This window comes from Pelatocladus sp. (assembly GCF_059505505.1).
This window is the reverse complement of record NZ_JCACKS010000202.1, coordinates 1-23,700: the sequence shown is the minus strand read 5'-3', so window position 1 is coordinate 23,700 and position 23,700 is coordinate 1. Positions and strand designations below refer to the sequence as shown.

Annotated in this window: 20 protein-coding genes and 1 tRNA gene; 8 read left to right on the top strand and 13 right to left on the bottom strand. The window is 40.5% G+C overall.

The window, feature by feature from the left end:
* Nucleotides 1-110 precede the first annotated feature (110 nt).
* Both AC5JMK_RS15910 and AC5JMK_RS15905 read left to right on the top strand, forming a co-directional pair.
* A complete protein-coding gene (locus AC5JMK_RS15910) occupies nt 111-941 on the top strand; it encodes a segregation/condensation protein A (protein ID WP_096677701.1) in 831 nt (276 codons plus the stop codon).
* Nucleotides 942-1,269: 328 nt separating this feature from the next.
* Entirely contained in the window at nt 1,270-2,436 is a 1,167-nt protein-coding gene (locus tag AC5JMK_RS15905; protein WP_096677702.1) for a nucleotidyltransferase family protein, read from the top strand.
* A 130-nt stretch (nt 2,437-2,566) separates the two neighbouring features.
* On the opposite strand, the gene speA is transcribed toward AC5JMK_RS15905, so the two are convergent.
* On the bottom strand, nt 2,567-4,585 hold the full coding sequence (speA, locus tag AC5JMK_RS15900) for a biosynthetic arginine decarboxylase (RefSeq protein WP_096677703.1): 2,019 nt from the start codon (nt 4,583-4,585) through the stop codon (nt 2,567-2,569).
* 293 nt (nt 4,586-4,878) lie between these two features.
* Here speA and ndk point away from each other — a divergent pair, with 293 nt between their 5' ends.
* Nucleotides 4,879-5,328, top strand: a complete 450-nt coding sequence (gene ndk / locus AC5JMK_RS15895) for a nucleoside-diphosphate kinase (protein WP_096679214.1) — start codon at nt 4,879-4,881, stop codon at nt 5,326-5,328.
* Between the two features lie 116 nt (nt 5,329-5,444).
* Here ndk and AC5JMK_RS15890 read toward each other — a convergent pair whose 3' ends face one another.
* From AC5JMK_RS15890 to argB, 3 genes are all read right to left on the bottom strand, one after another.
* Nucleotides 5,445-6,185, bottom strand: coding sequence for a DUF3153 domain-containing protein (locus tag AC5JMK_RS15890; protein WP_495910546.1), 741 nt, complete (start codon nt 6,183-6,185; stop codon nt 5,445-5,447).
* Nucleotides 6,186-6,370: 185 nt separating this feature from the next.
* Nucleotides 6,371-6,892, bottom strand: coding sequence for a tetratricopeptide repeat protein (locus AC5JMK_RS15885; RefSeq protein WP_096677705.1), 522 nt, complete (start codon nt 6,890-6,892; stop codon nt 6,371-6,373).
* 115 nt (nt 6,893-7,007) lie between these two features.
* Nucleotides 7,008-7,904, bottom strand: coding sequence for an acetylglutamate kinase (gene argB, locus AC5JMK_RS15880; RefSeq protein ID WP_495910545.1), 897 nt, complete (start codon nt 7,902-7,904; stop codon nt 7,008-7,010).
* 318 nt (nt 7,905-8,222) lie between these two features.
* Here argB and AC5JMK_RS15875 point away from each other — a divergent pair, with 318 nt between their 5' ends.
* Nucleotides 8,223-9,545, top strand: coding sequence for a serine/threonine protein kinase (locus AC5JMK_RS15875; RefSeq protein WP_096677707.1), 1,323 nt, complete (start codon nt 8,223-8,225; stop codon nt 9,543-9,545).
* Between the two features lie 70 nt (nt 9,546-9,615).
* Nucleotides 9,616-10,959, top strand: coding sequence for a serine/threonine protein kinase (locus AC5JMK_RS15870; protein WP_495910544.1), 1,344 nt, complete (start codon nt 9,616-9,618; stop codon nt 10,957-10,959).
* Between the two features lie 96 nt (nt 10,960-11,055).
* On the opposite strand, the gene AC5JMK_RS15865 is transcribed toward AC5JMK_RS15870, so the two are convergent.
* Nucleotides 11,056-11,937, bottom strand: coding sequence for a succinate--CoA ligase subunit alpha (locus tag AC5JMK_RS15865; RefSeq protein ID WP_096679218.1), 882 nt, complete (start codon nt 11,935-11,937; stop codon nt 11,056-11,058).
* 215 nt (nt 11,938-12,152) lie between these two features.
* Nucleotides 12,153-13,385, bottom strand: coding sequence for a succinate--CoA ligase subunit beta (locus AC5JMK_RS15860; protein WP_096677708.1), 1,233 nt, complete (start codon nt 13,383-13,385; stop codon nt 12,153-12,155).
* Between the two features lie 892 nt (nt 13,386-14,277).
* Here AC5JMK_RS15860 and AC5JMK_RS15855 point away from each other — a divergent pair.
* On the top strand, nt 14,278-16,131 hold the full coding sequence (locus AC5JMK_RS15855; RefSeq protein ID WP_495910543.1) for a hypothetical protein: 1,854 nt from the start codon (nt 14,278-14,280) through the stop codon (nt 16,129-16,131).
* A 270-nt stretch (nt 16,132-16,401) separates the two neighbouring features.
* On the opposite strand, the gene AC5JMK_RS15850 is transcribed toward AC5JMK_RS15855, so the two are convergent.
* A complete protein-coding gene (locus AC5JMK_RS15850; RefSeq protein ID WP_495910530.1) occupies nt 16,402-17,178 on the bottom strand; it encodes an ABC transporter permease in 777 nt (258 codons plus the stop codon).
* Nucleotides 17,179-17,571: 393 nt separating this feature from the next.
* Here AC5JMK_RS15850 and AC5JMK_RS15845 point away from each other — a divergent pair, with 393 nt between their 5' ends.
* Nucleotides 17,572-18,696 (top strand): DegT/DnrJ/EryC1/StrS family aminotransferase, encoded by a 1,125-nt coding sequence (locus tag AC5JMK_RS15845; RefSeq protein WP_096677710.1) that lies wholly within the window; start codon nt 17,572-17,574, stop codon nt 18,694-18,696.
* A 130-nt stretch (nt 18,697-18,826) separates the two neighbouring features.
* Here the strand turns inward: AC5JMK_RS15845 and AC5JMK_RS15840 are convergent, their stop codons facing one another.
* On the bottom strand, nt 18,827-19,570 hold the full coding sequence (locus tag AC5JMK_RS15840) for a DUF561 domain-containing protein (RefSeq protein ID WP_495910529.1): 744 nt from the start codon (nt 19,568-19,570) through the stop codon (nt 18,827-18,829).
* Nucleotides 19,571-19,816: 246 nt separating this feature from the next.
* Between AC5JMK_RS15840 and AC5JMK_RS15835 the strand changes: the two genes are divergently transcribed.
* Nucleotides 19,817-19,898: transfer RNA gene (locus AC5JMK_RS15835), tRNA-Leu, on the top strand.
* An 85-nt stretch (nt 19,899-19,983) separates the two neighbouring features.
* Here AC5JMK_RS15835 and AC5JMK_RS15830 read toward each other — a convergent pair.
* The 5 genes from AC5JMK_RS15830 to AC5JMK_RS15810 all read right to left on the bottom strand — a co-directional run bounded on the left by AC5JMK_RS15830 (nt 19,984) and on the right by AC5JMK_RS15810 (nt 23,663).
* Entirely contained in the window at nt 19,984-20,382 is a 399-nt protein-coding gene (locus AC5JMK_RS15830; protein WP_495910528.1) for a MerC domain-containing protein, read from the bottom strand.
* Between the two features lie 310 nt (nt 20,383-20,692).
* Entirely contained in the window at nt 20,693-21,433 is a 741-nt protein-coding gene (locus AC5JMK_RS15825) for a PEP-CTERM sorting domain-containing protein (protein ID WP_495910527.1), read from the bottom strand.
* A 525-nt stretch (nt 21,434-21,958) separates the two neighbouring features.
* Nucleotides 21,959-23,347: an AtzE family amidohydrolase gene (locus AC5JMK_RS15820; protein WP_495910526.1), complete on the bottom strand. Its 1,389-nt coding sequence runs from the start codon at nt 23,345-23,347 to the stop codon at nt 21,959-21,961.
* Nucleotides 23,344-23,532 (bottom strand): DUF4089 domain-containing protein, encoded by a 189-nt coding sequence (locus AC5JMK_RS15815; RefSeq protein WP_495910525.1) that lies wholly within the window; start codon nt 23,530-23,532, stop codon nt 23,344-23,346. Before AC5JMK_RS15815 ends, AC5JMK_RS15820 begins: the two co-directional genes overlap by 4 nt.
* A complete protein-coding gene (locus tag AC5JMK_RS15810) occupies nt 23,529-23,663 on the bottom strand; it encodes a hypothetical protein (protein ID WP_495910524.1) in 135 nt (44 codons plus the stop codon). Before AC5JMK_RS15810 ends, AC5JMK_RS15815 begins: the two co-directional genes overlap by 4 nt.
* Nucleotides 23,664-23,700 lie beyond the last annotated feature (37 nt).

Here is a 23,700-nt window from a genome sequence, read left to right as displayed (position 1 = left end):
TTAGTGATTAGTGGTTAGTGTTTAGTGACCAAAGATAAAATACTATCTACTATGTACTATCTACTATGTACTAACTACTATCTACTAACTACTATCTAAACAAGTTGTGAATGAATGCTTCTGAGCTACTGACAACAATTGAAAATCTCATACATCAGGCCGAAGAAGGAGAAATAGATCCTTGGGATGTGCAGGTGATTGAGGTTATTGACCGCTATATAGAATTAATGGCACCCCAGACAACAAAAAAAGGCTATGAAGCTGATTTGTCTCAATCTGGGCAGGCTTTTTTATCTGCATCAATGCTGGTGTTATTCAAAGCCAATACTTTGATGCAATTACAATCTGCTGCCGATGAACAAGAAACTTTAGCAGATGACATGCTGCTGGAGGAAATCGAAAATGGTGCATTGTACCAGGCTCATCGCCTGCAATTTGAGCGACATATACGTCGTCGTCCAGCAGCAATGCCTCCACCAAAGCGTCGCGTCACTCTGCAAGAGCTAATAGAGCAATTGCAGGTGATGGCAGAACAACTCAAACTGGTGGAAAAAGTAAATAAGCCACCGCGTCCTCGACGTCAGCCTAGCTTGCAGACAATGCGAGCCGCATTAGAATTAGCTCACCAGGAAAATCTGACTGAAGTTGCTGGAGAGTTAGAACAGCTTTTGTACTGTTGGTCAACAGAGCTTTGTCTAGAGCAAAATTGGTTGAATTTGGAACAATTAGTGCAGCTGTGGACACAAACAAAACAATCACAGCATGAAACTGGTCATGATTCACCAAACAGCCATAAAGTCAGTGTTTTTTGGGCGTTACTTTTGCTTTCGGCTCAATCTAAAGTGGAGTTATGCCAAGAGGAGTTTTACCAAGATATTAAAATTAGATTAATTACAGAAAAAGAAAATAATATCAGACAATTGGAACAGTTGATGCAATAAGCAATATTTAATCTAGAAATATCAATTATTTCTAGATTAAATGCTTCAGATCACACCAAAATCTGGGTAAATTGAAAGGATAAGCGATCGCTTGTTGACTATGGAGAAAGTTCTTACTCAAGAAACGCCTCCCCCGTTCCACAAGAACGGGGTGGGCATTTTGGATGTCCTACGCGAACACATGTCATCTTGCTATGCATATGGTTATACCATGTCCGACAATTCCCGTATTCCGTGGTTTTAAGGATGACTGAGAGCAAAAACAAACTGATGATTAAGTATCACTCACTGAAAGTAAACTGGCTTGTGGTTGAGGAATAAGTATATTATGAAGGCGATGATTCTGGCGGCGGGCAAGGGAACTCGGGTACAGCCGATTACGTACACTATGCCCAAACCGATGATGCCCATCCTGCAAAAGCCAGTGATGGAATTTTTACTAGAACTGTTACGCCAACATGGATTTGACCAAATTATGGTCAATGTGAGCCATTTGGCTGAAGAAATAGAAAGTTATTTTCGTGATGGTCAGCGCTTTGGCGTACAGATTGCTTATTCTTTTGAAGGGCGAATTGTTGAAGGTACACTAGTGGGTGAAGCCATTGGCTCTGCTGGCGGCATGAAAAAAATCCAGGATTTCTACCCATTTTTTGATGATACTTTTGTAGTGTTGTGCGGAGATGCCTTGATTGACTTGGATTTGACAGAAGCGGTCAAGTGGCACAAAGCAAAAGGGTCAATCGCTACCATTATTATGAAATCCGTACCACGGGAAGAAGTTCCCAGCTACGGTGTGGTTGTTACCGATGAAGAAAATCGCGTTAAAGCCTTCCAAGAAAAACCGAAGGTAGAAGAAGCCCTCAGTACCAATATCAACACGGGTATCTATATTTTTGAACCAGAAGTACTAAATTACATACCTTCTGGTGTTGAGTATGACATCGGTGGTCAATTATTTCCCAAATTAGTAGAAATGGGTGCGCCTTTCTACGCTATTCCTATGGATTTTGAATGGGTAGATATTGGTAAAGTCCCAGATTATTGGCGGGCGATTCGTGGTGTGCTACTAGGCGAAATTAAAAACGTCCAAATTCCTGGTCATCAAGTTGCCCCTGGCATTTACACTGGCTTAAATACAGCTGTGAATTGGGACAAAGTTGATATCACAGGTCCAGTGTACATCGGTGGTATGACAAAGATAGAAGATGGGGCGAAAATTGTTGGTCCAACAATGATCGGTCCCAATTGCTGGATATGCAGTGGTGCAACGGTGGAAAACAGCGTCATCTTTGAATGGTCGCGCCTGGGGGCAGGAGTGCGACTAGTGGATAAGCTAGTCTTTGGACGCTATTGTGTGGATAAGACTGGCGCAACTATCGACGTCCAAGCAGCTTCTTTAGACTGGCTGATTACCGATGCTCGTCAACTACCACCTTCTCACACCCCTGTTGAGCATCAAGCGATCGCAGAACTTTTGGGAACGAATGCGAGTTAGGGATCGGGGATCAGGGATTGGGGATAGGGGATAGGGATAGGGGAACAGGGGATCGGGGGGAAATATTTCTCTGTTGTCTTCCCACGCTCTCCACACTCCCCACTCTCTTCCCTTGTCCCTTGCTTAGTATCTACGAAGACAAATACGTATACCTTCTCAAACTCTGCTCATAGGTTTGCAGCAATCGCTGAGATTCCGCTAGTGTGATGCGATTTTCTTCTAAAGCTAATTCGCAACGCTGGCGGATATTTTCTACCATATCTTCGGAATCGTATTGGACGTAACTTACGACTTCGGTCATGGTATCACCTTTGACCACGTGTTGAATTTGGAAGCCTTTGGGTGTCAACTGAATGTGAACGGCGTTGGTATCACCAAACAAATTGTGTAAGTTCCCCATAATTTCCTGGTAGGCTCCATTGAGGAACATTCCCAAATAGTAAGGTTCTCCGGCTTTAAAGGGATGAAGTTCTAAAACTGACTTCACATCTCGCAAATCAATAAAACTGTCGATTTTGCCGTCACTATCACACGTTAGGTCTGCTAGAATACCTCGTCGTGTTGGTTCTTGATCTAAACGGTGGATCGGCATAATTGGAAATAACTGATCTATAGCCCAACAATCAGGTGCTGATTGAAACACAGAAAGATTTACGTAATAGATGGAAGCCATGATTTTTTCTAGGTCTTCCAATTCATCAGGTACGTACTCTTCTTTTCTCGTAATACTCAGTATTTTTTGACAGCAAGCCCAGTATAGACGTTCAGCTTTGGCGCGTTCAGTCAGGCTCAATATTCCTAAATTGAAGCGGCTGATAGCTTCTTCTTTGAATTGGGTCGCGTCGTGGTAAAACTCCTGATAATTTTCTTGGTTGATTGATTGGTAAGTTTCCCAAAGGTAACTAATGATATGGGATTCTCCATCTTTGGGCGGTTCAGGTAATTCTGTGAGAATTTCGCTGGTACTAAGAACGTCAAAAATTAATACCGACTGATGAGAGGCGATCGCTCTGCCACTTTCGCTAATCAGTGTTGGTACGGCTATATTCCGCTCAGAACATGTATCTTTTAACTCTGCCACAATATCATTTGCATAGTTCTGCATGTTGTAATTTTTGGAAGCGTAGAAGTTGGTTTGGGAGCCGTCATAATCCACACCCAAGCCACCACCAACATCGAGATACTTCATGTTTGCCCCCAAAGCTGCTAATTCTACGTATATACAGCTAGCTTCTTGGATGGCATCTTTGATGACATTAATAGCAGAGATCTGTGAACCAACATGAAAATGCAGGAGTTGTAAAGAATTTAACAGATCAGCAACACGTAACTTTTCAACTGCATCAATAATTTCGGGAATTGTCAGACCAAATTTAGCGCGATCGCCACTGGAGGTTCCCCAACGTCCCATCCCTTGGGTACTGAGTTTTGCTCTCACTCCCACAATTGGCTGAATACCTAATTGGCGACTAGCTTCAATCACCAAATCGACTTCTTCAATTTGTTCTAAGACAATTATTGGTGTTTGCCCTAATCTTTGGGCTAGCATCGCTGTTTCAATATATTCTTGGTCTTTGTAACCGTTACAGATTAACAATGCTCCTGGTGTGTCTAGCATCGCTAGAGCAATCATTAATTCTGGCTTAGAACCGGCTTCTAAGCCAAATTGATGCGGTTTACCAAAACGTACCAAATCTGCGACTAAATGACGCTGCTGGTTACATTTGACCGGAAATACGCCACGATAAACACCAGGATAGTTGTAGCGAGCGATCGCTTTCGCAAAACAGGCGTTTAACCGCTCAATTCGGTCTTCTAAAATATCAGAAAACCGAATCAACATCGGCAATCCCAGGTTACGCTGCTTGAGAGCATTCACCAACTCATATAAATCCAGAGAACCGCCGCGATCGCCTTTCGGAGAAACAGTAATATGACCTGCTGCGTTGATAGAAAAATAAGGGTGTCCCCAACCTTCAATGCGATACAGCGCCTCGCTATCTTCTATTTTCCAGACGCTTGTTCCTTCTTGTATGCTGGCAGGTGGCAGCAATTTTTTGTGCTTGTGATTTTTCAATTCAGATTTTTTACCATTATGGGACGGCGGCTTCACCACCTCATCAGATGCAGCAGTAGAATCAAGACGCATTTTCCCGACCTTTATGTTTCAACCACGAATTTACATTTAATCGATTCGTATTTCAACGCACATAAGTTAAGTCGGCACAAATGTAGAGACGCGTTCGCTTTTAGTGTTCCCGCAGGGTAATTTCGCGTCTCTAATGGTTGGGGTCGTCATTTGTCAAAAGTCATTGGTTATTGGTAAGGGTTTGGTGCATGTATACTTTTCGTAAGATATTCTGTGATTGGTCATTGCTCATTGGTCAATTGACAAATGACTAATGACAATTGATAAATTTATTTCAGTTTGAGGAGATCGCTTTGGAACGCACATTTATTGCCATTAAGCCTGACGGCGTACAGCGTAAACTAGCTGGTGAAATTATCCGTCGTTTTGAAACTAAAGGCTTTACCCTAGTTGGCTTAAAATTCTTGAAAGTTAGCCGAGAACTAGCTGAAGCTCACTACGATGTTCATAAGGAAAGACCGTTTTTTTCAGGGTTAGTTGATTTTATTACTTCCGGTCCAGTGGTAGCAATGGTGTGGGAAGGTGATGGCATCGTAGCTGCGGCAAGAAAAATGATTGGTGCGACAAATCCCTTAACAGCAGAACCTGGGACAATCCGGGGTGACTTTGGTGTCAATATTGGCCGCAATCTGATTCATGGTTCCGATGCGGCCGAAACCGCACAACGCGAAATTTCTCTGTGGTTCAAAGATGAAGAATTAGTGAATTGGCAACCACACATCATGCCTTGGTTACACGAGTAATCTTAGAGTAGGGGAGCGTCTCAAAATCCGTCTGCGATTTCAATCGCAGTCTCATAGCATTGTCCCCAAAAAAACACCCTAGTACCGCTACCTTGGAAGCGGTACTAGTCTCTTAGCTAAACTTCAGTCGCTGCTGTTTTGGAGGCAAACTGAATTCTAGGATCTGGCATAAATTTATATCGTAGATAATATCCTGCCCCAACAAATAACACAATCAACAATGTACCAATACCTAAAGGACTAGGAAGCCAGAAAACTGCTTCTATGTGATTGAGTTCGCCAGGGTTAAGATGCCATACTAGTTGATTGCTATTTTTTTCTAGTAGAGGAGTATTTTCTGTTCTTTGAATACTTCTTGCTCCCCAAGGACTCTTTAATCTAAAGTCTAAATTAAGAATAGAACCAGCATTTGCCAAGACATTACCATCGCTGGAAATTAAAGCGAGCGATCGCAAATCTAAATCATAAATCAGGTGATTCCGCACCAATAGCAAAAAATTATTCTGATTTAGAAGTAAATTTGATTCTACTTTTGGCAACTGTGAGTCAGATTCGCTGGTGACAGTTTTTTGATCAACAGTAGGGTGAAAAAATTGATTGAATTTTGTTTGCAATTCTTCACCATTACTGAAAGGAATTGTTACAATTACTTCTTCCTTAGAAGGTCGTCGTACTTTACCTTCTTCTTGACGAGCGCGACGTTCTATACTATTCAACCATTCATACACAGGTTCACCACTAAAGCTAGTAAGGCGTTCTCCCAACTTAATATGCTGCACCAACTCACCACTATTAGAATTATCAAAACGTACCCCCACGTCATAATCCACACAACCAGAAAGCAATAAAGTTGCCATCAACACCAAGCAAATATATTTCAGCCGCGCTAAATTTTTTCCCAAAGTAGACAAATTTATCACTATAAAATCTCCTCAAAAGTCAATAGTTATTGGGGATTGGGATCGGAGCATGAATCAGTGATCAGTGATTAGTTGTCCCCCTTGTCCCTGATCCCTGTTCCCTGATCCCCGATCCCCAGTCCCTAAAAATTCAACCAGATTAAACTCAATAATGTTAGAGCGATCGCAATCAATGCTACCCAGATAAAGCGATTATCTTTAGTATTGACCTGACTGAGGTCAACTAATTCTCGCTCAGGTGGCTTTTTAGGTGCAGAAGATTTGTTAGGCTTGGCAGAGAAACTAATTTTACTTTCATTATCAGCAATATTACTAAAATCAGGGATTTGAGTCATCCATTCTTGCGGACGTTGCAATCTAGGTGCTTTGAGAATGTATTGGAGTCGTCGTGCTTCTTTGCTAGTTTCTGAATGGGGATGACGTTTGAGTTGTTCACACAAGGCGATCGCATCATCTGTACGCCCTGCTGCTTCGTAAGCTGTTGCCAACCAAATTTGTACTTCACCACTAAGGCGAGTATTACGAGCCAACAAGGCGCTTGCTTTTTCTAGTTGTTCAATAGCTTCTCGGTATAGCCCACTCTCAAAGGCTATTCTTCCTTGCTGATAGCGATTTTTGGCAATTTCTATACTATCTGAACTCACGTTTTGTATAGGAGTGTAAGGGTATAAGGGTATAGGGGTGTAGGAATATTTTAGAGTGTAGGTAAAAATTTCTTGTTTTTTGTTACACCCTCATACCCTTACACCCAATGGTAGTTCACGACATAAATTGAGAACCAAAAATCATCGTACCTATACCGCCGTCAGTGAAGATTTCTAGTAGGAGGGCGTGAGGGATGCGGCCATCAATAATGTGTGCGGCGCGAACTCCTTGGGCAAGCGATCGCACACAACAATTAACTTTAGGAATCATGCCACCATTCACCACACCACTAGCAATCAAATCACGGGCTTCTCTAATATCTACTTTAGGAATCAAGCTAGTAGGTTCTTTGTAATCTTTTAAAATTCCACGTGTATCGGTGAGCAAAATCAACTTTTCTGCCCCTAACGCTGCTGCGATTTCGCCCGCTACGGTGTCAGCATTGATATTATAAGCTTGTCCATTATCATCTGCGGCAACACTAGATACTACGGGAATATACCCATTACTTACCAGTGTTTCCAAAATATTAATATTGACATAGCTGACTTCTCCAACAAAGCCTATACCTTCATCTCCTTGGGGACGCGCTTTTATCAGGTTGCCATCTTTACCACATAGCCCCACAGCAGAACCACCAGCTTGATTAATCAAAGAGACGATTTCTTTATTAACACGACCAACTAACACCATTTCCACCACATCCATTGTGGGGGCATCTGTGACACGCAGACCATTCTTAAATTGTGGTTCAATTCCTAATTTATCTAGCCAACTATTAATTTCTGGACCACCACCGTGTACCACAATTGGTCGTAAGCCAACACATGACAAAAAGACAATATCGCGAATGACTTTATCTTTGAGTTTGCTATCTTTCATAGCAGCACCTCCGTATTTAACAACTACAGTTCGACCTGTAAATTGTTGAATGTAAGGTAGTGCTTCACTCAGTACTTGTACACGAGTTGCCGCATCTTGTCGAATGTACTCAGAATCTTTGATCATAATAAGTCTATGAGGAGCTTTTATTCGTTAAATTAGTACTCACAACAATTTCTCATAGAAAAGAATATTTGTTGCTAAGATGTTCGTGCTGATTTAGTTAGAGTGTAAAAGTATAAGGGTATAAGGCTGTCAGGGTTTAAGAGTATAAGGGTGTAAGAGAAAACAAGAGTTTTTTGAAATTCATATCTTTAAAAATAGCCTAAAATTTTTACTCGCACTCCAAAAATACTCCTATACCCGTTCGGCTGACGGCGTGAGCGTCAGCCCTACAACTCCGTAACCCTAAACTCTTTTCCTAGACGTCTATATTTTCACCAGACGATGTTGCAAATCCAACAGGTATTACGCGATCGCTATCAGCTTATAGAAAAACTTGGTGACAATGCTGGTCGTCAAACCTGGTTAGCATGGGATTTGTCCACGCATGAACAAGTCATCGTTAAACTGCTTACTTTTAGCGACCAAGCTAAGTGGGAAGATATTAAACTTTTTGAGCGAGAAGCCCAGATACTCAAACAACTGAATCATCCGCGTGTTCCAAAGTATCGTAATTATTTTGGCTTTGAAGATCAAGTACTTCATTTTGCTCTAGTGCAAGAATATATTCCCGGTTCGTCATTTAAGGAATTACTGGCAAAAGGGAGAGTGTTCAGCGAAGCAGAAGTACGAAAAATTGCTGCCGAAATTTTGAAGATTCTGATTTATCTGCACAGTTTGAGTCCACCAGTTTTGCATCGCGACATCAAGCCCAGCAATTTACTTTTAGGAAAAAATTCTCAGATTTATTTAGTAGATTTTGGCGCAGTACAAGATCGCGCTGCTAGAAAAGGGGCAACTTTTACAATAGTAGGAACTTATGGTTATGCTCCACTAGAACAGTTTGGTGGTAGAGCAACTCCAGCATCTGATCTTTATGCTTTGGGCGCAACCTTGATTCATTTGCTAACCCGTATTCCACCAGCAGATTTGCCACAGCAAGATTCTCGCTTGCAATTTGCTCACTTACTAAAACTTAATCCTGGGTTTGTTCGCTGGTTAGAACAGCTGACACAACCCAATTTAGACAGACGCTTCACTAGTGCCAAAGAAGCACTGAAGCTTCTCAAAGCAAATCAAATTGCTATCTCTAAAATAGTTCGTGCCAAACCTGCTGATAGTCAAATTCAATTGCAAAAATCTCCCGAACACTTGCACATTAGAATTCCAGTGCTTTGGCAAAAGACATTAACTGACCCGAAAAATATTGCTGCAACAGTAGCACTAGCAATTTGGTTATACTTTTTCAGTGGTGGTTTTAGCTTAGGTAGCGTGGAAGGTTGGATATGGCTGATGGCTAGTTTACTGCTAACAGGTTGGTTTCTCTTGCCTAACTTTGTGGAAACAAATATTTACTTTGGGCATCACGAATTTGAAATTGAATTGAAATTATTAGGTCTTTGCTTGCGTAGACAGCGAGGAAAGGTTTGTGAAATTGACAAAGTATTTAGTGGTGAGACTGGTGGTTATGGTAGTCATAAAGTACCAGAGGTAACATTAGCTTTAGGTGTATCTGAGTATTCATTTGGAAAATTAAAACCACCTTTAAGTAAAGAAGAGTGTCGCTGGATGGCAGCACAAATCAGACATTGGTTAGGGATTGGTTAGTAGTTAGTAGAGGCGCTCTGCGCCTCTACTAACTACTAACTACTAACAATTTTTCATGGGGAATTTGGGGATGTTAGAAGCAGGAGAAATACTTTGTAATCGCTATCAAATTCAGGAAAAATTAGGTGAAGATGCTAGTCGTCAAACCTGGTTGGCAAAAGATTTGACTAAACAGCCTCCAGAAAAAGTTGTCGTCAAGTTGCTAATTCTCACCCCACAAATGCAGTGGGATGAACATAAACTGTTTGAACGAGAGGCTCAAGTCTTAAAAAATCTTAATCATCCCCGTATCCCCAAATATCGAGATTACTTTGTTTTAGAGCATCAATCTGGTTCTAAATTCCCCTGGTTTGGGCTAGTACAGAGTTATATTCCTGGAACATCTCTACAGAACTTAATAGACAAAGGTCAACATTTTTCAGAATTACAGGTAGAAAAAATTGCTGTTGAAGTTCTCAGTATTCTGGTTTATCTACACGAACTCAACCCACCTGTTTTACATCGCGACATCAAACCCAGTAATTTGATTTGGGGTGAAGATGAGCGAGTTTATTTGGTTGACTTCGGCGCAGTTCAGGATCAAGCAGTGCAAGAAGGTGCTACTTTCACTGTTGTCGGTACTTATGGCTACGTACCAATAGAACAGTTTGCTGGTCGGGCTATTCCTGCTTCTGATTTGTATTCTTTGGGTGCAACTTTAATACATTTGCTTACGGGGATATCTCCCGCCGACTTGCCTCATCTGGATGCACGGATTATTTTTACTGATGAGGTTAGCATTGAGCGGGGTTTTGTAAATTGGATTGGTAAGCTCACAGAACCAAATGTAACAGAAAGGATCAGTACTGCCAAACAAGCACTTGCAGCACTTAAGAATAAAAATACCCTAACTCCACCTATTACTAGTCGTAAGCCCACAGGTAGTCAAATTCAAATTAAGAAGTCTGCTGGTGAATTGGAAATTAAAATACCGAGACGCGGTGGCAAAGCTTTTAGATTATTTTACTTGGTTGGAATTACAATTCCTTTTCTCTGGCAACTACCACAATTGATAAATTTTTTTATAAGAGGAGGCAGTTCTCAGGCATGGTTTTTGTTGCTGTTCTTTGTGGCAATGCTGATCGCAGTGGTGCAAGGAACTGTGTTACCTTCTTTTGGACATACTGATTTTTACTTTGATCGCCAAAATTTTGAAATACGTTGGAAATTATTTGGTTTTTGCTACAAGCGACAACGGCGTCCAACACCAGCTATTGAAAAAATATATCAAGAGCTAGTAAATCAGGGTTCAGCACCCAGAGGAGTCACCATTGAAGCAGAAGGACAGAAATTCACTTCTAGCCCTTTATCAACTATAGAACGTCATTGGCTAATTCAAGAGATAGGACAATGGTTGGGGTTGGATCGGACTTAACCAGTTATCAGTTATCAGTAGACGCAAGTTAAGAAAACTAAACACGCAATAAACCCTTACCAGCAACAAATGACAAATGACAAATGACAAATCAAACTATTGAATAATCTTCTTGACTAATTCTGGAATTATAGAAGGACGTTCTGCTACTTGGACTTTGACTTCTGAAAATGCAGCTAATTTGCTTTTTGCTGTACCAAAGTCTGGATGACGTCCGATCACTGCTGCTAATGTCCCAGTTTGACGCCAATGTTTTGCTGGTGGTGCATGTGTACCTGCAATATAGGCAATAACTGGCTTATCAATGGCTTCAGCAATGTAGCGCGCTGCTGCTTCTTCTCGTCCTCCACCAGGTTGACCAACTAATACGATCGCCTCTGTGGAGTCATCCTCATCAAAAATTTGCAGCCATTGAATAAACGATGAACCAACGATCGCATCACTCCCAATACTGACACTGATTGATTGTCCCAGATTCGCTGTCGTTAGTTCTCTGGCTACTTCATAGGTAAGAGTAGTGCTACGACTAAGGATTCCTACCCGACCAGGGGTATAAAATTCACTTGGTTGAATACCTAAAAGAATTCGACCTGGGACAATAATTCCTGGGCTATTCGGTCCAACTACTAATGTTTCTGTGGCTTCGGCTTTACGTAGTAACTGCACCATATCTAATGGTGGTACGCCAGGAGAAATGATGATAATTTGGCGAATACCAGATGCGATCGCTTCCAAAGCTGCATCTAAAACATCGTAAGCGTTTACACTGATAATTGTAGTATCAATTAATCCAACTTTTTCTACTACTTCTTCCACAAGATCAAACACTGGTAGACCATGTATTTTTTGACCACCACATCCAGGTTTTACCCCTGCTACCAAATTAGTGCCATAATCTATCATCTGGCCAATATGAGTAGCCGATATAAATTCACTGAAGCCTTGAATGATAACTTTGCTGTCTGGCGTTAAGTTCATAAAAACACACATATGAAGGCACAAGGCACAAAGCAGTCCTGATGAAACAAGTTTCATCACTAAAGATGAAAGAGGTTTTTTCTCCTATACCCTCACACCCCTACACTCCTACATCCATTTTCAAGCTAGACAGTCATGTGATAAATGACACAAAAAGGGAATGAAATCTTTTCCCCGCTTCTCGCTCCCTATTTTCAAGCTAAAAGGAAACATTATCAAAACCTTTTATGAGCAGTAGCTTTGGCAAGATTTACTGCTTGTGCTACTGCTTCATCTAAATTTTCCACTACTACTATAGATGCATCGCTAGGAACTTTTAATGTTGTTAAATATTTTCTAGCTGCGTTAAATTCAGAACCAGCAAGACGAACAACTAAGTGTGGTAAGTGGGTTTCACGTCGGCTTTTGTTACCGTTAGAACGTAAAGTCTGGGTTTTGATTTCGTTTTTATGATGCTGTACAAAATCAGCAATTACTTCTGCGACTTCTCCACTTTGAGGGACACTACCTAGAAAATTTACAAGTATAACTTGAATACTTTTATCAGCAGCCAAAATATTTATGGCTCTATCTAGGCGATCGCGAAAGGTAGTTGGTGAAGTATCGGTGGGGAAAGCGTGGCGCAAATTCAAACAAACACCAGGTTTACCACCAGCATTAACTACTAAATCTAAAGTTGCTAAGACTGAACCCGTACCATTGCCTAAAATGCCGATTTTACCGTGTAATTCTACTGCATCCCATTCACTCAATCTCTTGTTAAACTCTACACTGCTATGACGATGGGTCATTTTTCTCGCCATCTCAGCAATATCTGGGTGACGAGCGATCGCTCTTTCGTTAACATTGACACTACCATTGAGAGCCATCACTTGACCAGAAGCATCTACCCCCAGAGGATTAATTTCTACTAAATCTAAATCTTTTTCTATAAACAACTCGTACATTTTCTCAACAATTATGCTGACAGACTGCATTAATGCACCTTGTAATCCCATTTTTAAAGCCAGACGTCGCGCATAAAATGGTGAAAAATCTTGTTCTACCACCACATGCTGCATTTTTTTGCCAGCAGATTCCCAATCAATATCTGCTTCTTTACAACCTAAAAGTATCGGTCGGCAAACAGCTGTATCTAAAACTACCGCTAAAAAAAATTCCTGCTTGGCATTATACTTAGCTTCTGCTAATAATACTTCTGGTAATTCGCCTAAAATTGGTAAATTAAAAATATTTTGGGCGGCGGCGATCGCATCTATAGTCGTTTCAGCAAATCTGACTCCACCTGCTTTTGCCCTCTCTCCTGCATGTACCTGAGATTTCAGTACAATTGGGTATTTTATTTTTAATCTTTTTAAATCCGTGGGATGGTCAATTTTTTGAGAAGGCAATACAGGAATGCCTATTGTCCGAAACCACTCTTTGACTTGATACTCTAGCAATTCCATGGACACACCTTATCTCTAGCCATTTTTATTTGGTTGCATTGGTGCTGTCTAACATCTGAAAGCTGCACCTAGTTTGCACAATCAAACTTTGGTCATTTATCTAAGATAAATTTTTCTCTCATTAATTTTATCCAATTCAGTAAATCTGGTAAATTCATCACTTTTGTTACTAGCTTTTACCATTTCTACAACAAGTAATTAACTCTATCAGTAAAATTTCTTGTATTTCAGCGAACAAGAGTTTTTGTCATCAAATTTTGATACATTGCTACAAATATTTTTTTTCATGCGAAATAAAATTTGAATCTCAGCAACCGCAAGTTTTTGCTTTTGAATTTATATCAGAGAAAACACAAATGAGCAATAGACTCTAGACAAATATACATTTGCTAACAGGGTTCTATATAGATTGGTTATACAAATAATTTTGGGGGCTTATACCATCAAAAAACTATCATCTATTATTATTTTTAATACAAATTACTGCCGAATTAACTATTTTTGTAAAAAAATAAGTTATCAACAAAAATATTTTGTTAAAATCAGCATTAATTTTTAACCGTGAATTTTGAGTAAAACTCGTCGAGGCGTAGAGAAGCGATAGGAAGAAAAACAGATAGTTCTACGCATAATTTAAGATTGCTATATGTCAAATATTTTTAGAGCTTAGATTGTAAAAGTAAAACATCTTATTGTTCCCAAATCTGACTTGAAATTAATAATGGTGTTGAGTTTATTAAATAGTTCTTGTGTATTGTTTACATCAATTACAAAAGATAGATATTGGGAATATTAACTTTTGGTTAAAGCCGAAAAATTGTGCTAAAAAAATGTTCTCTCACATTACAAGGCTGGGGGTCATTAAACTGTGTATCTACGTTCCAAACTAAAAATAAGTTCTTTTAACACACTTGAAGATGATCAAAACTATATAAATCAGCAAGTAGCAGTCATAGAAGAAGATTTACAGTTCATAGCACAAATTTTGCAAGAACAGCTGCGTGCCGAAATTCCATCTGGTGAATATTTCCAGGTAAAGTGTGCTGTCAAAAAGGATCAGTTGATGATTTTAACTCAACACCCTCAAGGTGTCACATCTGATACCGAAAACATTTTTGTATTGCTTGAAGAAGCACTCCAATCGCTACTGAATCGCCACGGACAACACGTAGAAATTTTTCTGAGAATCGCAGGGGTAAAGTTACCTTACGCTAAACATTCCCTGATTTTGAAAGCCTCTCAAGCAAAAGTTGAGGAAATAAGGGAGTTCGAGGTTTCTTCTGAGAATGAAAAAGCAATGGGAGGAGTACAGCAAGAGGACAAGATAGATAATTCTTCCCCATTTACCGCTTCCGATGCGTTGATGGATGAACAGTTTTCTACAGATATTCCCGATGAATCTCAAGAGCAGCCTTTTGATCCGATGGCAGATGCACCAGATTTGTCTTATTACACAACATTAAAGTCAAAACGCCCAATTAAACCTATGATGTTAGGTATAGTTGTAGCTGCAATTGCAGTCTTAGGCGGAGCTGCTTATTTGTTAACTCGTCCTTGTGTGATGTCTGAATGTAAAGAAATTCAAACAGCCGAGGGTCTAGGCAAATCATGGCAACGATTAATATACAATGCCAAATCTGAATCAGAATTAACAACACTACAACAGCAACTTGTGGAAGCAAGCACAAAGCTAAAAACTATTCCCAGTTGGTCATCACGTTACCAAAAAGCTGAGACACTAGCGACTGATCTATCTAAGGATTCAGAAACTATAAATAAAATCATCAAAGCCTTTAGTGCAGCATCATTAGCGACACAAAAAAGCCAAACCCCGGCAAATAATTTAGAAGAACTAAAAGCTAGACAAGATCTCTGGCGACAAGCGATCGCACCAATCGAAATGATTAGTACAAATAATGAACTTTATGGATGGGTGCAGCCAAGATTAGCGACATATCGTGCCAAATTGCGAACTGTAAATCAGCAATTGCAAGTAGAAGACAAATGGTTACAAAAAATAACAGCAGCCAAAGATGTTGCAAATGTAGCCATCAAACAAGAAACCACAGCTAGAACCTTACCAGAATTACAAAAAGTCCAATCGACTTGGCAAGTAGCAATTAATGCCTTGACTATTATTCCTAAGACTAGCTCTGTATACTCAGAAGTACAAAAACTGCTGATAGAGTATAAACCCAAACTCGTAGCTGCACGCGATCGCACCACTAAACTACAACTAGCAGCCAAAACCTACAAACAAGCCATTGAAAACGCAGAACAAGCCAAACGCTACGAAAAACAAAACCAATGGCAAGCTGCGGTAACATACTGGAACCAAGCTTTAAATACTGTTAAGCAAGTCCAACAAGATAGCTTGTACTACACTCAAGCTCAAACTTTGATTCAACCTTATTCAACATCCCTTAAACAAGCACAAGCAAAACTCCAAGTTGCTAACTCTTTACAACAAACTCGAACTGATTTAGAAAAAACCTGTTCTGGCGAAGTTCGAGTTTGCAATTATACCATTAATGACCGAGAAATAATTGTTCGGATTACTCCAGAGTATGAACAAGCCCTAAACAGCAGCTTAAGTCAAGCCGATAAGAATACTGTAGCTAATATTACTAATCACCTACAAAGCTTACAGCAAGCCCTAGACATCATTAGTGATAATGCTAATTTAGCAGTGGTTGTCTTTGATGCTCAAGGTAGCCAAATTCATGGACACATACCAACAAGCTAAAAATGGTTAGTTGTTGGTGGTTAGTAAAAAGACGATAAAAACAAGGATATACCTGAAATTTTCCCAGAACTTGGGGAAAAGCAAAATGACGGATATTTGCCCCGTTTACTTCAGCCAAAGAAGTTTACATAGTGTTACAAATTCTTAAGCGATTTGGTCAGGTAGCTACAGTTACATAATCAATCTTAGTGTTTAATTTTCTATATCTCCCTTGTCTTTATCCAGATCCCCGAATGCGAGTGCGTCTCCTCTGGAGAATCCCCAATCCCCTCATCTAACCAACTGCGCTGCGGAGTTAAAAAACAAACGACTCAACCCCTTAGTTAACAAAATGATTGTTAGCAAATTGGTAAAGGCAGTCATTAACATAATTACAATTTGGTAAGAAGCAGCATCAAGGGGACTTACACCACTTAATATCTGTCCAGCAACAAATCCTGGTATTGTCACTAAACCAATAATCATCATTTGGTTAATGGTGGGAATTAAACCAGCACGAATGGCGTCTTTGCGATACTGGGCGATCGCCTGCTGGGGAGTTGCACCTAAACTGAGATGAGTTTCGATTTCTAGATGGCTGTTTTTGATTGTATTGACAAGACGTTCACCAGCGATCGCGGCTGCATTCATCGCATTACCTAGTATGATCCCCGCCAGAGGAATTATATATTGTGGTTCATACCATCGATTTGGCTGAATTATCACAAGATTAGTATAAACTATAGCCACAATCGTGCTAAGTAAAAGGGAAACCCACACTAAAGGCAAAACTTGCGGTATTTTTTGACTAATGCGATTTCGTGCGACAATCGCCGTAATTGTCAGCAATAATACTAAAAACGCTAAAACTGCCCAAGCATTGTTAAAAGCAAAGATGAAATCTAAAACGTATCCCAATACCACTAGTTGTAAAATGGTTCTCCCTGTCCCAAGGACTAGGTTGAGTTCTAATCCGAGATTTTCCCAAACAGATAAACCAATGATTACAGCCATCAATGCTGTGGCGCTAGCCAAATCAACTAAATCTAATTTGATCAGTTCCTGCATAGGTTTTGACGTTAGTTGTTAGTTGTTGATTGGTTGACTACTAACCACTATCCACTATTCACTAAACCACTAACCACTAACAACCACTGGGAACTTTCATTATATGTATTGGATCTTGTGTTGATGTATATTACTTTTTACCCAAACAAATGGATGCCTTCAAGGATTTGAAATTCCAAATGCAAAACTCGACTTAGGGTTTAGGCAAGCAATGACAAACATTTCAAGAGTTACACATTTTAAATTAGCAAATTATGCAACATCGCCATAATTTATGTAAAAACCCTTGAGTGTATTGTCTTGTAGAAAACGTATGGATTGTAACAGTAAATTCCAAAGTTCTCTGGGTAAAAATTTCATGTAGGCATCTATCTTGAGATAAATAATAAACTTATGGTTCAAAGTCAAAATTCCATTCCTGCATTTGATATCAAACAGCAATACGCCTCAATTGAAGCAGAAGTGAGTACTGCGGTTTTAGAGGTTTTAACTTCTGGTCGTTATATCGGTGGCCCAGTAGTTGGAAGCTTCGAGCGGCAGTTTGCTGCTTATCATAATGTCAGTAATTGTGTGGCTTGTAATTCCGGGACGGATGCACTTTATCTAGCACTGAGAGTTTTTAATATAGGTGCAGATGATGAGGTAATTACAACACCTTTCACTTTTATTGCTACATCTGAGGTGATTGATGCTGTAGGGGCCAAACCAGTCTTCGTTGACATTGATGCAACTACTTTTAATTTAGATTTACAACAAGTAGCAGCAGCGATCACACCCAAGACTAAAGCGATTATCCCCGTCCACTTGTTTGGACAACCTGTGGATATGACTGCACTAATGAGTATCGCTAACGCTCATCATCTCACAGTGATTGAAGATTGCGCTCAATCTACAGGTGCAACTTGGGGTGAACAAAGAGTAGGAAGTATAGGACACATCGGCTGTTTTAGCTTCTACCCTACCAAAAATCTCGGTGGTTGTGGTGATGGCGGGGCGATAACGACTAATGATCCAGAAATTGCTGCTAAGTTAAGGGTAATAAAAGAGCATGGCCAAAAAAATCGCTACATCCACGAAGAAATAGGTGTTAATAGCCGTTTGGATGCTATCCAAGCGGCTATTTTACAAATTAAGCTGCGTTATTTAGATATTTGGAATCAAAAAAGACGAGCGATCGCATCTCGTTACCAACAATTTCTCAATCAAGTTCCCGGTATCATTCCCCCCCAAGAATTAAATGGTGGCGAAGGAGTTTGGAACCAATACACAATTCGTGTACTCAACAATAAAAGAGACTGGGTAGGCAAGCAATTACAAGAACAGGGGGTAAATACAATGATTTACTATCCCCGTCCTCTACATTTACAACCAGTTTACCAAAGCTTGAACTATCAACCAGGACAACTACCAATATCCGAACAAGCATCCCAAGAGGTTTTATCCTTACCGATGTTCCCAGAACTTTCCGAGGAACAACAAGATCAGGTAATTTATAGCCTCAAGGATTGTTTGGCGTAGGGGATTGGGGAAAGGGGATCAGGTATTGGGGACATGGGGGACATGGAGTATAAGAGAGAGAATAAACAATTATTCTCAATTCTTGATCCCAATTCCCAATTTCCTTTCCCTTTTCCCCGATCCCCGATCCCTAGTTTCTAACCTCTACACTCATTTCTAAAGCTTCTAGCAAACTACGGACAGCAGCAATCATGGCTACTTCACTGTTGAGTTGGTTGATGGCGGAACCGACACCAACTCCAGCAGCACCAGCAGCGATCGCTAATGGTGCGGTGACATTAGAAATTCCGGAAGCACACAGTACTGGAACAGATACCGCACGAGCAATTTCGTAAGCTGCTGCCAATGTAGGAGCGGCTTTTTCAATTAAGCCTAATGTACCAGCATGAGTGGGGTTGCTGCTAGTACCACCTTCGGTTTGGATGATGTCAGCACCAGCTTTTACCAATTCCTCAGCCAGTTGTACTTGCGCGTCAAGCATGAGAATGTGGGGAACTGTCACACAGAGCATAATTTCTGGCAGTAAAGCGCGAGTTTGGTGAGTTAGCGCTAAAACTTCCTCAGCCTCAAATCTACGTCCTTGAGCGTAGAAAGCATCAAAATTCCCAATTTCAATTAAATCCGCACCAGCAGTTACTGCTGACAAAAATTTTTCTGGTTCTACCGCAGATACACAAATAGGTAGATTCGTCAAGCCCTTAGCTAATTCTACTAAGGCAGAATCAGCAGCAATATCAACAAAAGTCGCACCACCGTGGTGTGCTGCTTTCACAGTAGCTGCCACACGGGCAGTATCAAAATTATTCAAACCACTGATAACTTTGAGGGCGCAGTGGTTAGCAAATGCACGTTGGAGAGTCGGATGCATCGTCATGGTTTCTCTCACAAATCATCAAAAGTAAAAATATTTTCACACAAATTGAAGGCTTACTCCTACAGCTTTTAGCTAAAACAGCAAGAAGCCTCTCACTTACCGCGAAGCGGAAACTGTTGGGCAGGAAGCCGGAGTTTGTACACGAAGTGTCACGCTCTGTCAATGTTATTTGGAAAACTAGCAAGCAGCCATCAACAAAAACTTTATTGCTATAGAGTATTTGTTATGTTACGATAAAAAGCTGATGCGGATGTGGCGGAATTGGCAGACGCGCTAGATTTAGGTTCTAGTACCGAGAGGTGTGAAGGTTCAAGTCCTTTCATCCGCATTTTTGATTTAATCAAAGCCTGACTTTTACGACTGATGTCCAGAGCAGCTTTGCCTATAAATTATCAGTTATCTGTCATTTTGTATCAAGTTTTGCATTTATTTTTGTTGCATATTCTATAGTTACGAATATGACCAAAAGCCAAGGCTGTTGCTCCTAACACCGTAGTAATACGCTCACCATCTTCTGTTAGCAGAGTATGTCCAAAAACTGCGGTTGTGGTCAGAAGTACCAACCCTAATATTCCAGCCGTTAGCACTATTCGATCTTTGTGACGACGACACCCCTGTGTTAACGCCAACACACTGACGGGAAAAGCAAACCACAGCATAAGACGATGAAAGTTTTCGCTACCAAGAGAAGTTGTTGCTAGTGCAGGAAGCATGATGAGCAAAACTGGTAAAAACAGACAATGGATTGCACACGTAGTTGACAGCGCGATCGCAGTCCTATCCATGACCATCTGCATTCTTCTGCTATGCACGAGATTACCCCTTGATATATTAATTAATCGGTGATTCTTTATTGTTGAATCAGCCACAAAATTAGCCAAAATTTTGCAATTTTGACTATAAGCATAGTCTCATAAAACAGAATCAAATTAAGATATTTTTTACAAAAAAATAATATTGGGTGCGTTAGCCTACGTCATAACACACCCTACTTCAAAACACGCTTCCTGGGTACAGGTGCAGTGTGAGATGAATTGCTGTTTTAGGTAAAACCGAAATCTTGGGGATGCGATCGCTGTTATTTCAGAGAGTATACATGCTAGGTAGGCTAGCATGTATACTCTAGATAATTCTTTTGTGTTTGCTAGCTAGTTTTTGTTGGCGTTGTCGTAAACATACACCAATTGCACCAGCAGCCAGTAAACCTAATATACTCACTGGTTCGGGTACGGGTTTAGAATTACTTAAACCATACTGCAAGTGATCTACTTCCCAGTCATTGCTATTAGGCATACTAATTTTAATCGCAGCAATGCCATCGGTATTAAACACCCCGAAAAAGCGATCTTCTGCTGTTCCTCCGTCAAGTGAACCATCGCCAAGATAAGAGGCGACAATTGTCCCTAAAGAAACATTGTCAGCATTGAAGGCTTCAAACACGACATCACCAATGGGAAAGCTATCTGTCCAAGTGATACCTGCATCAGTTGGAAGCGAACCGAGAAGATTCTGATCAAAGGTGAAAGTTACACTATTGTCAGCTAAGTAATAGCTGTAGCCATTTACGCCATTACCATCAATTAAGCCATCATCAGCGTCAACAGAATCTCTCAATGATTCAGGCCCTTTTACTTGTCCATTGGAAGATGTGACCCCTGGTGTATTCAAAACGCCATCCTCAAAATCCTCAAGATAAAAGTAAGAATAGTCGCCTCCTTTCAAAGGACTGTCATTGAAGCTTTGGTAAGGACCAGGGCCAAAGAAAGTTGTAGCAGCATGAACAGATGATGATGTAGCAATTGTTCCCAAAGCAGTTAATATGGCTCCAGCAGTCATCATTGATAACTTGTTGAAAATTGTCATGAAACTATGTTCCTATTCAATAAATTATTGATGTGAGATTTTTGTTTGTGCTTGGAGTGATAAATAATACAGGGAACAGATGAAAAACTGTTTTCTGAAAAAGTCATGAATACTTTTTCAGAAAATTTTTGTTCAATACACCCAATGCTAATTACATACCTTCAGATCATGAGGAGCATTGTTAAATAAAATGCCAACAGAAGGCTTGTTCTGAAAAATTTTATTGTCGTATTTTGCTGAAACTTAGGTAGATGCGACTAACTTCATCGAGAAAGTCAGATGTTTTGGAGAGTAATTGTTAAGAGGCATCTTACACCCTAACATTCAGGTAATAGTATCACATTGGTGCGTAACAAGTTAAGGGAGGCGAAAAAGGGAGCATCCTAATTTTTTCAAAATTCCGCAAAGCAAAGGGTTTAAACCCTTTGCTCATAGCACAAGTCGTCTGAAGACGACTCCAATAGATCAAGCAGTCTGCTTAAGCAGACTTTAGCGAGGGCGGGACATTTTATTTTCTGGATCTCCCTATGAGACGACGGACGCAGAGATTATACCTTTTGCTTCTAAAATCGAGGCGACGCGTAAAATTAATGCTTCCTGATCAGGTGCAGCTATTAATTGCACTCCTAAAGGTAAAGCATTTGCACGTTGAATTGGTACTGATAAAACAGGTAAACCAATAAATGATAATGGCTGAGTAAATAATCCTAAATGGGGACGAACAAGAATTTCTTCTCCATCTAAAATCATCGTTTGTTGACCAATTAACGGTGCAGAAATAGGCGTAGTTGGGGCAATAATAATATCAACTTTTTCAAATATTTCTCGTACTCGATCGCGAAACCATTTTCTAAAGCGCTGTGCTTGGATATACCAGTGACTAGGAATTAATGCACCTGCAAGAAAGCGATCGCGTGTGGCTGGATCAAAATCTTGGGGACGCTGACGCAACTTTTCCAAATGTAAATTTGCTCCCTCGCAAGCGGTAATTACAAATGCGGCGGCGCGCGCGCGATGGGCTTCTGGTATAGTGATATACTCACTCACACACAAAGCATCGGCAACTTTTTGTACTGCTGCTAAAGCTTCAGGATTAGCCCCTTTACGGAAATAATCAGCTGCGATCGCAATTTTAATCCCATCGATATTTTTTAATAATAAATTTCGCGTCTCTACGGGAGGACGTTTAGTACAAACCGGATCGCGTTCATCTTCCCCTTGCAACACATCAAAAGCTGTGGCGATATCCTGTACTGAACGTGCAAAAGGGCCGATATGATCAAAACTGCTCGAAAATAAAGCTACACCAGCACGTGACAATCTGCCATAAGTTGGTTTGAAACCAAAAACGCCACATAAAGCAGCAGGTACACGAATTGAACCATTTGTATCAGAACCTAACGTTAGTGGAACTAACCCAGCTGCAACTGCTGCTGCTGAACCACCCGATGAACCACCCGCAACTCGCCGTAAATCATGAGGATTATGAGTCGCGCCGTAATGAAAGTTTTCCGTCACAAACCCGTAAGCGTACTCATCCATATTCAACGCGCCTACAAGTATTCCACCCGCTTGTTTCAATCGCGATACCGCCGTTGCATCTTGTGTCGCTGGCGGGTTTTCAGTATTAATTTTTGCACCGGCAACAGTTGTAATCTCAGCAATATCAAAGAGATTTTTGACAGCGAAAGGTACACCAGCCAGTAAACCAGGATCTTTACCCTGGGCAATTTCATGATCTATTCTTTCTGCATCAGCCAAAGCAGCATCAGCAGTCACAGTGGTAAAACAATTGAGTTCCCGATCTCGTGCTGCAATTCTTTGTAAAGTTGCTTGCATCACTTCCACCGCGCTAACTTTACCTTCACGCACTGCTATAGCAATAGATACAGCATCCGCAGAGTCTAAATTCATGGTTCAAATATTGGCGCTGGTTCAATATCTTGTGGTATGGGAAAAGAATTTACCAATTGAGCGATCACTTTAATTCTCTCAAAATTAGCTACAACTCCATCCCTATACTCATCTCTCAACCGTAAATCCAACAACAAAGCCATCTGATCTACATACTCACCCACATTCAACTCTTGATTATTCATATCAAATCCTTAACCTCTTGTGGCAATCTAAATTTACCATCCTCCACAGACTCAAAATCCACCACTTGCCAAACAGCATCAAGATTCAAAGCACCATAAATATGTGGAATATTATAATAGACCTCTTGCAAAATTATTTTATGGTATAGTTAAGGGTTTTGTATCATG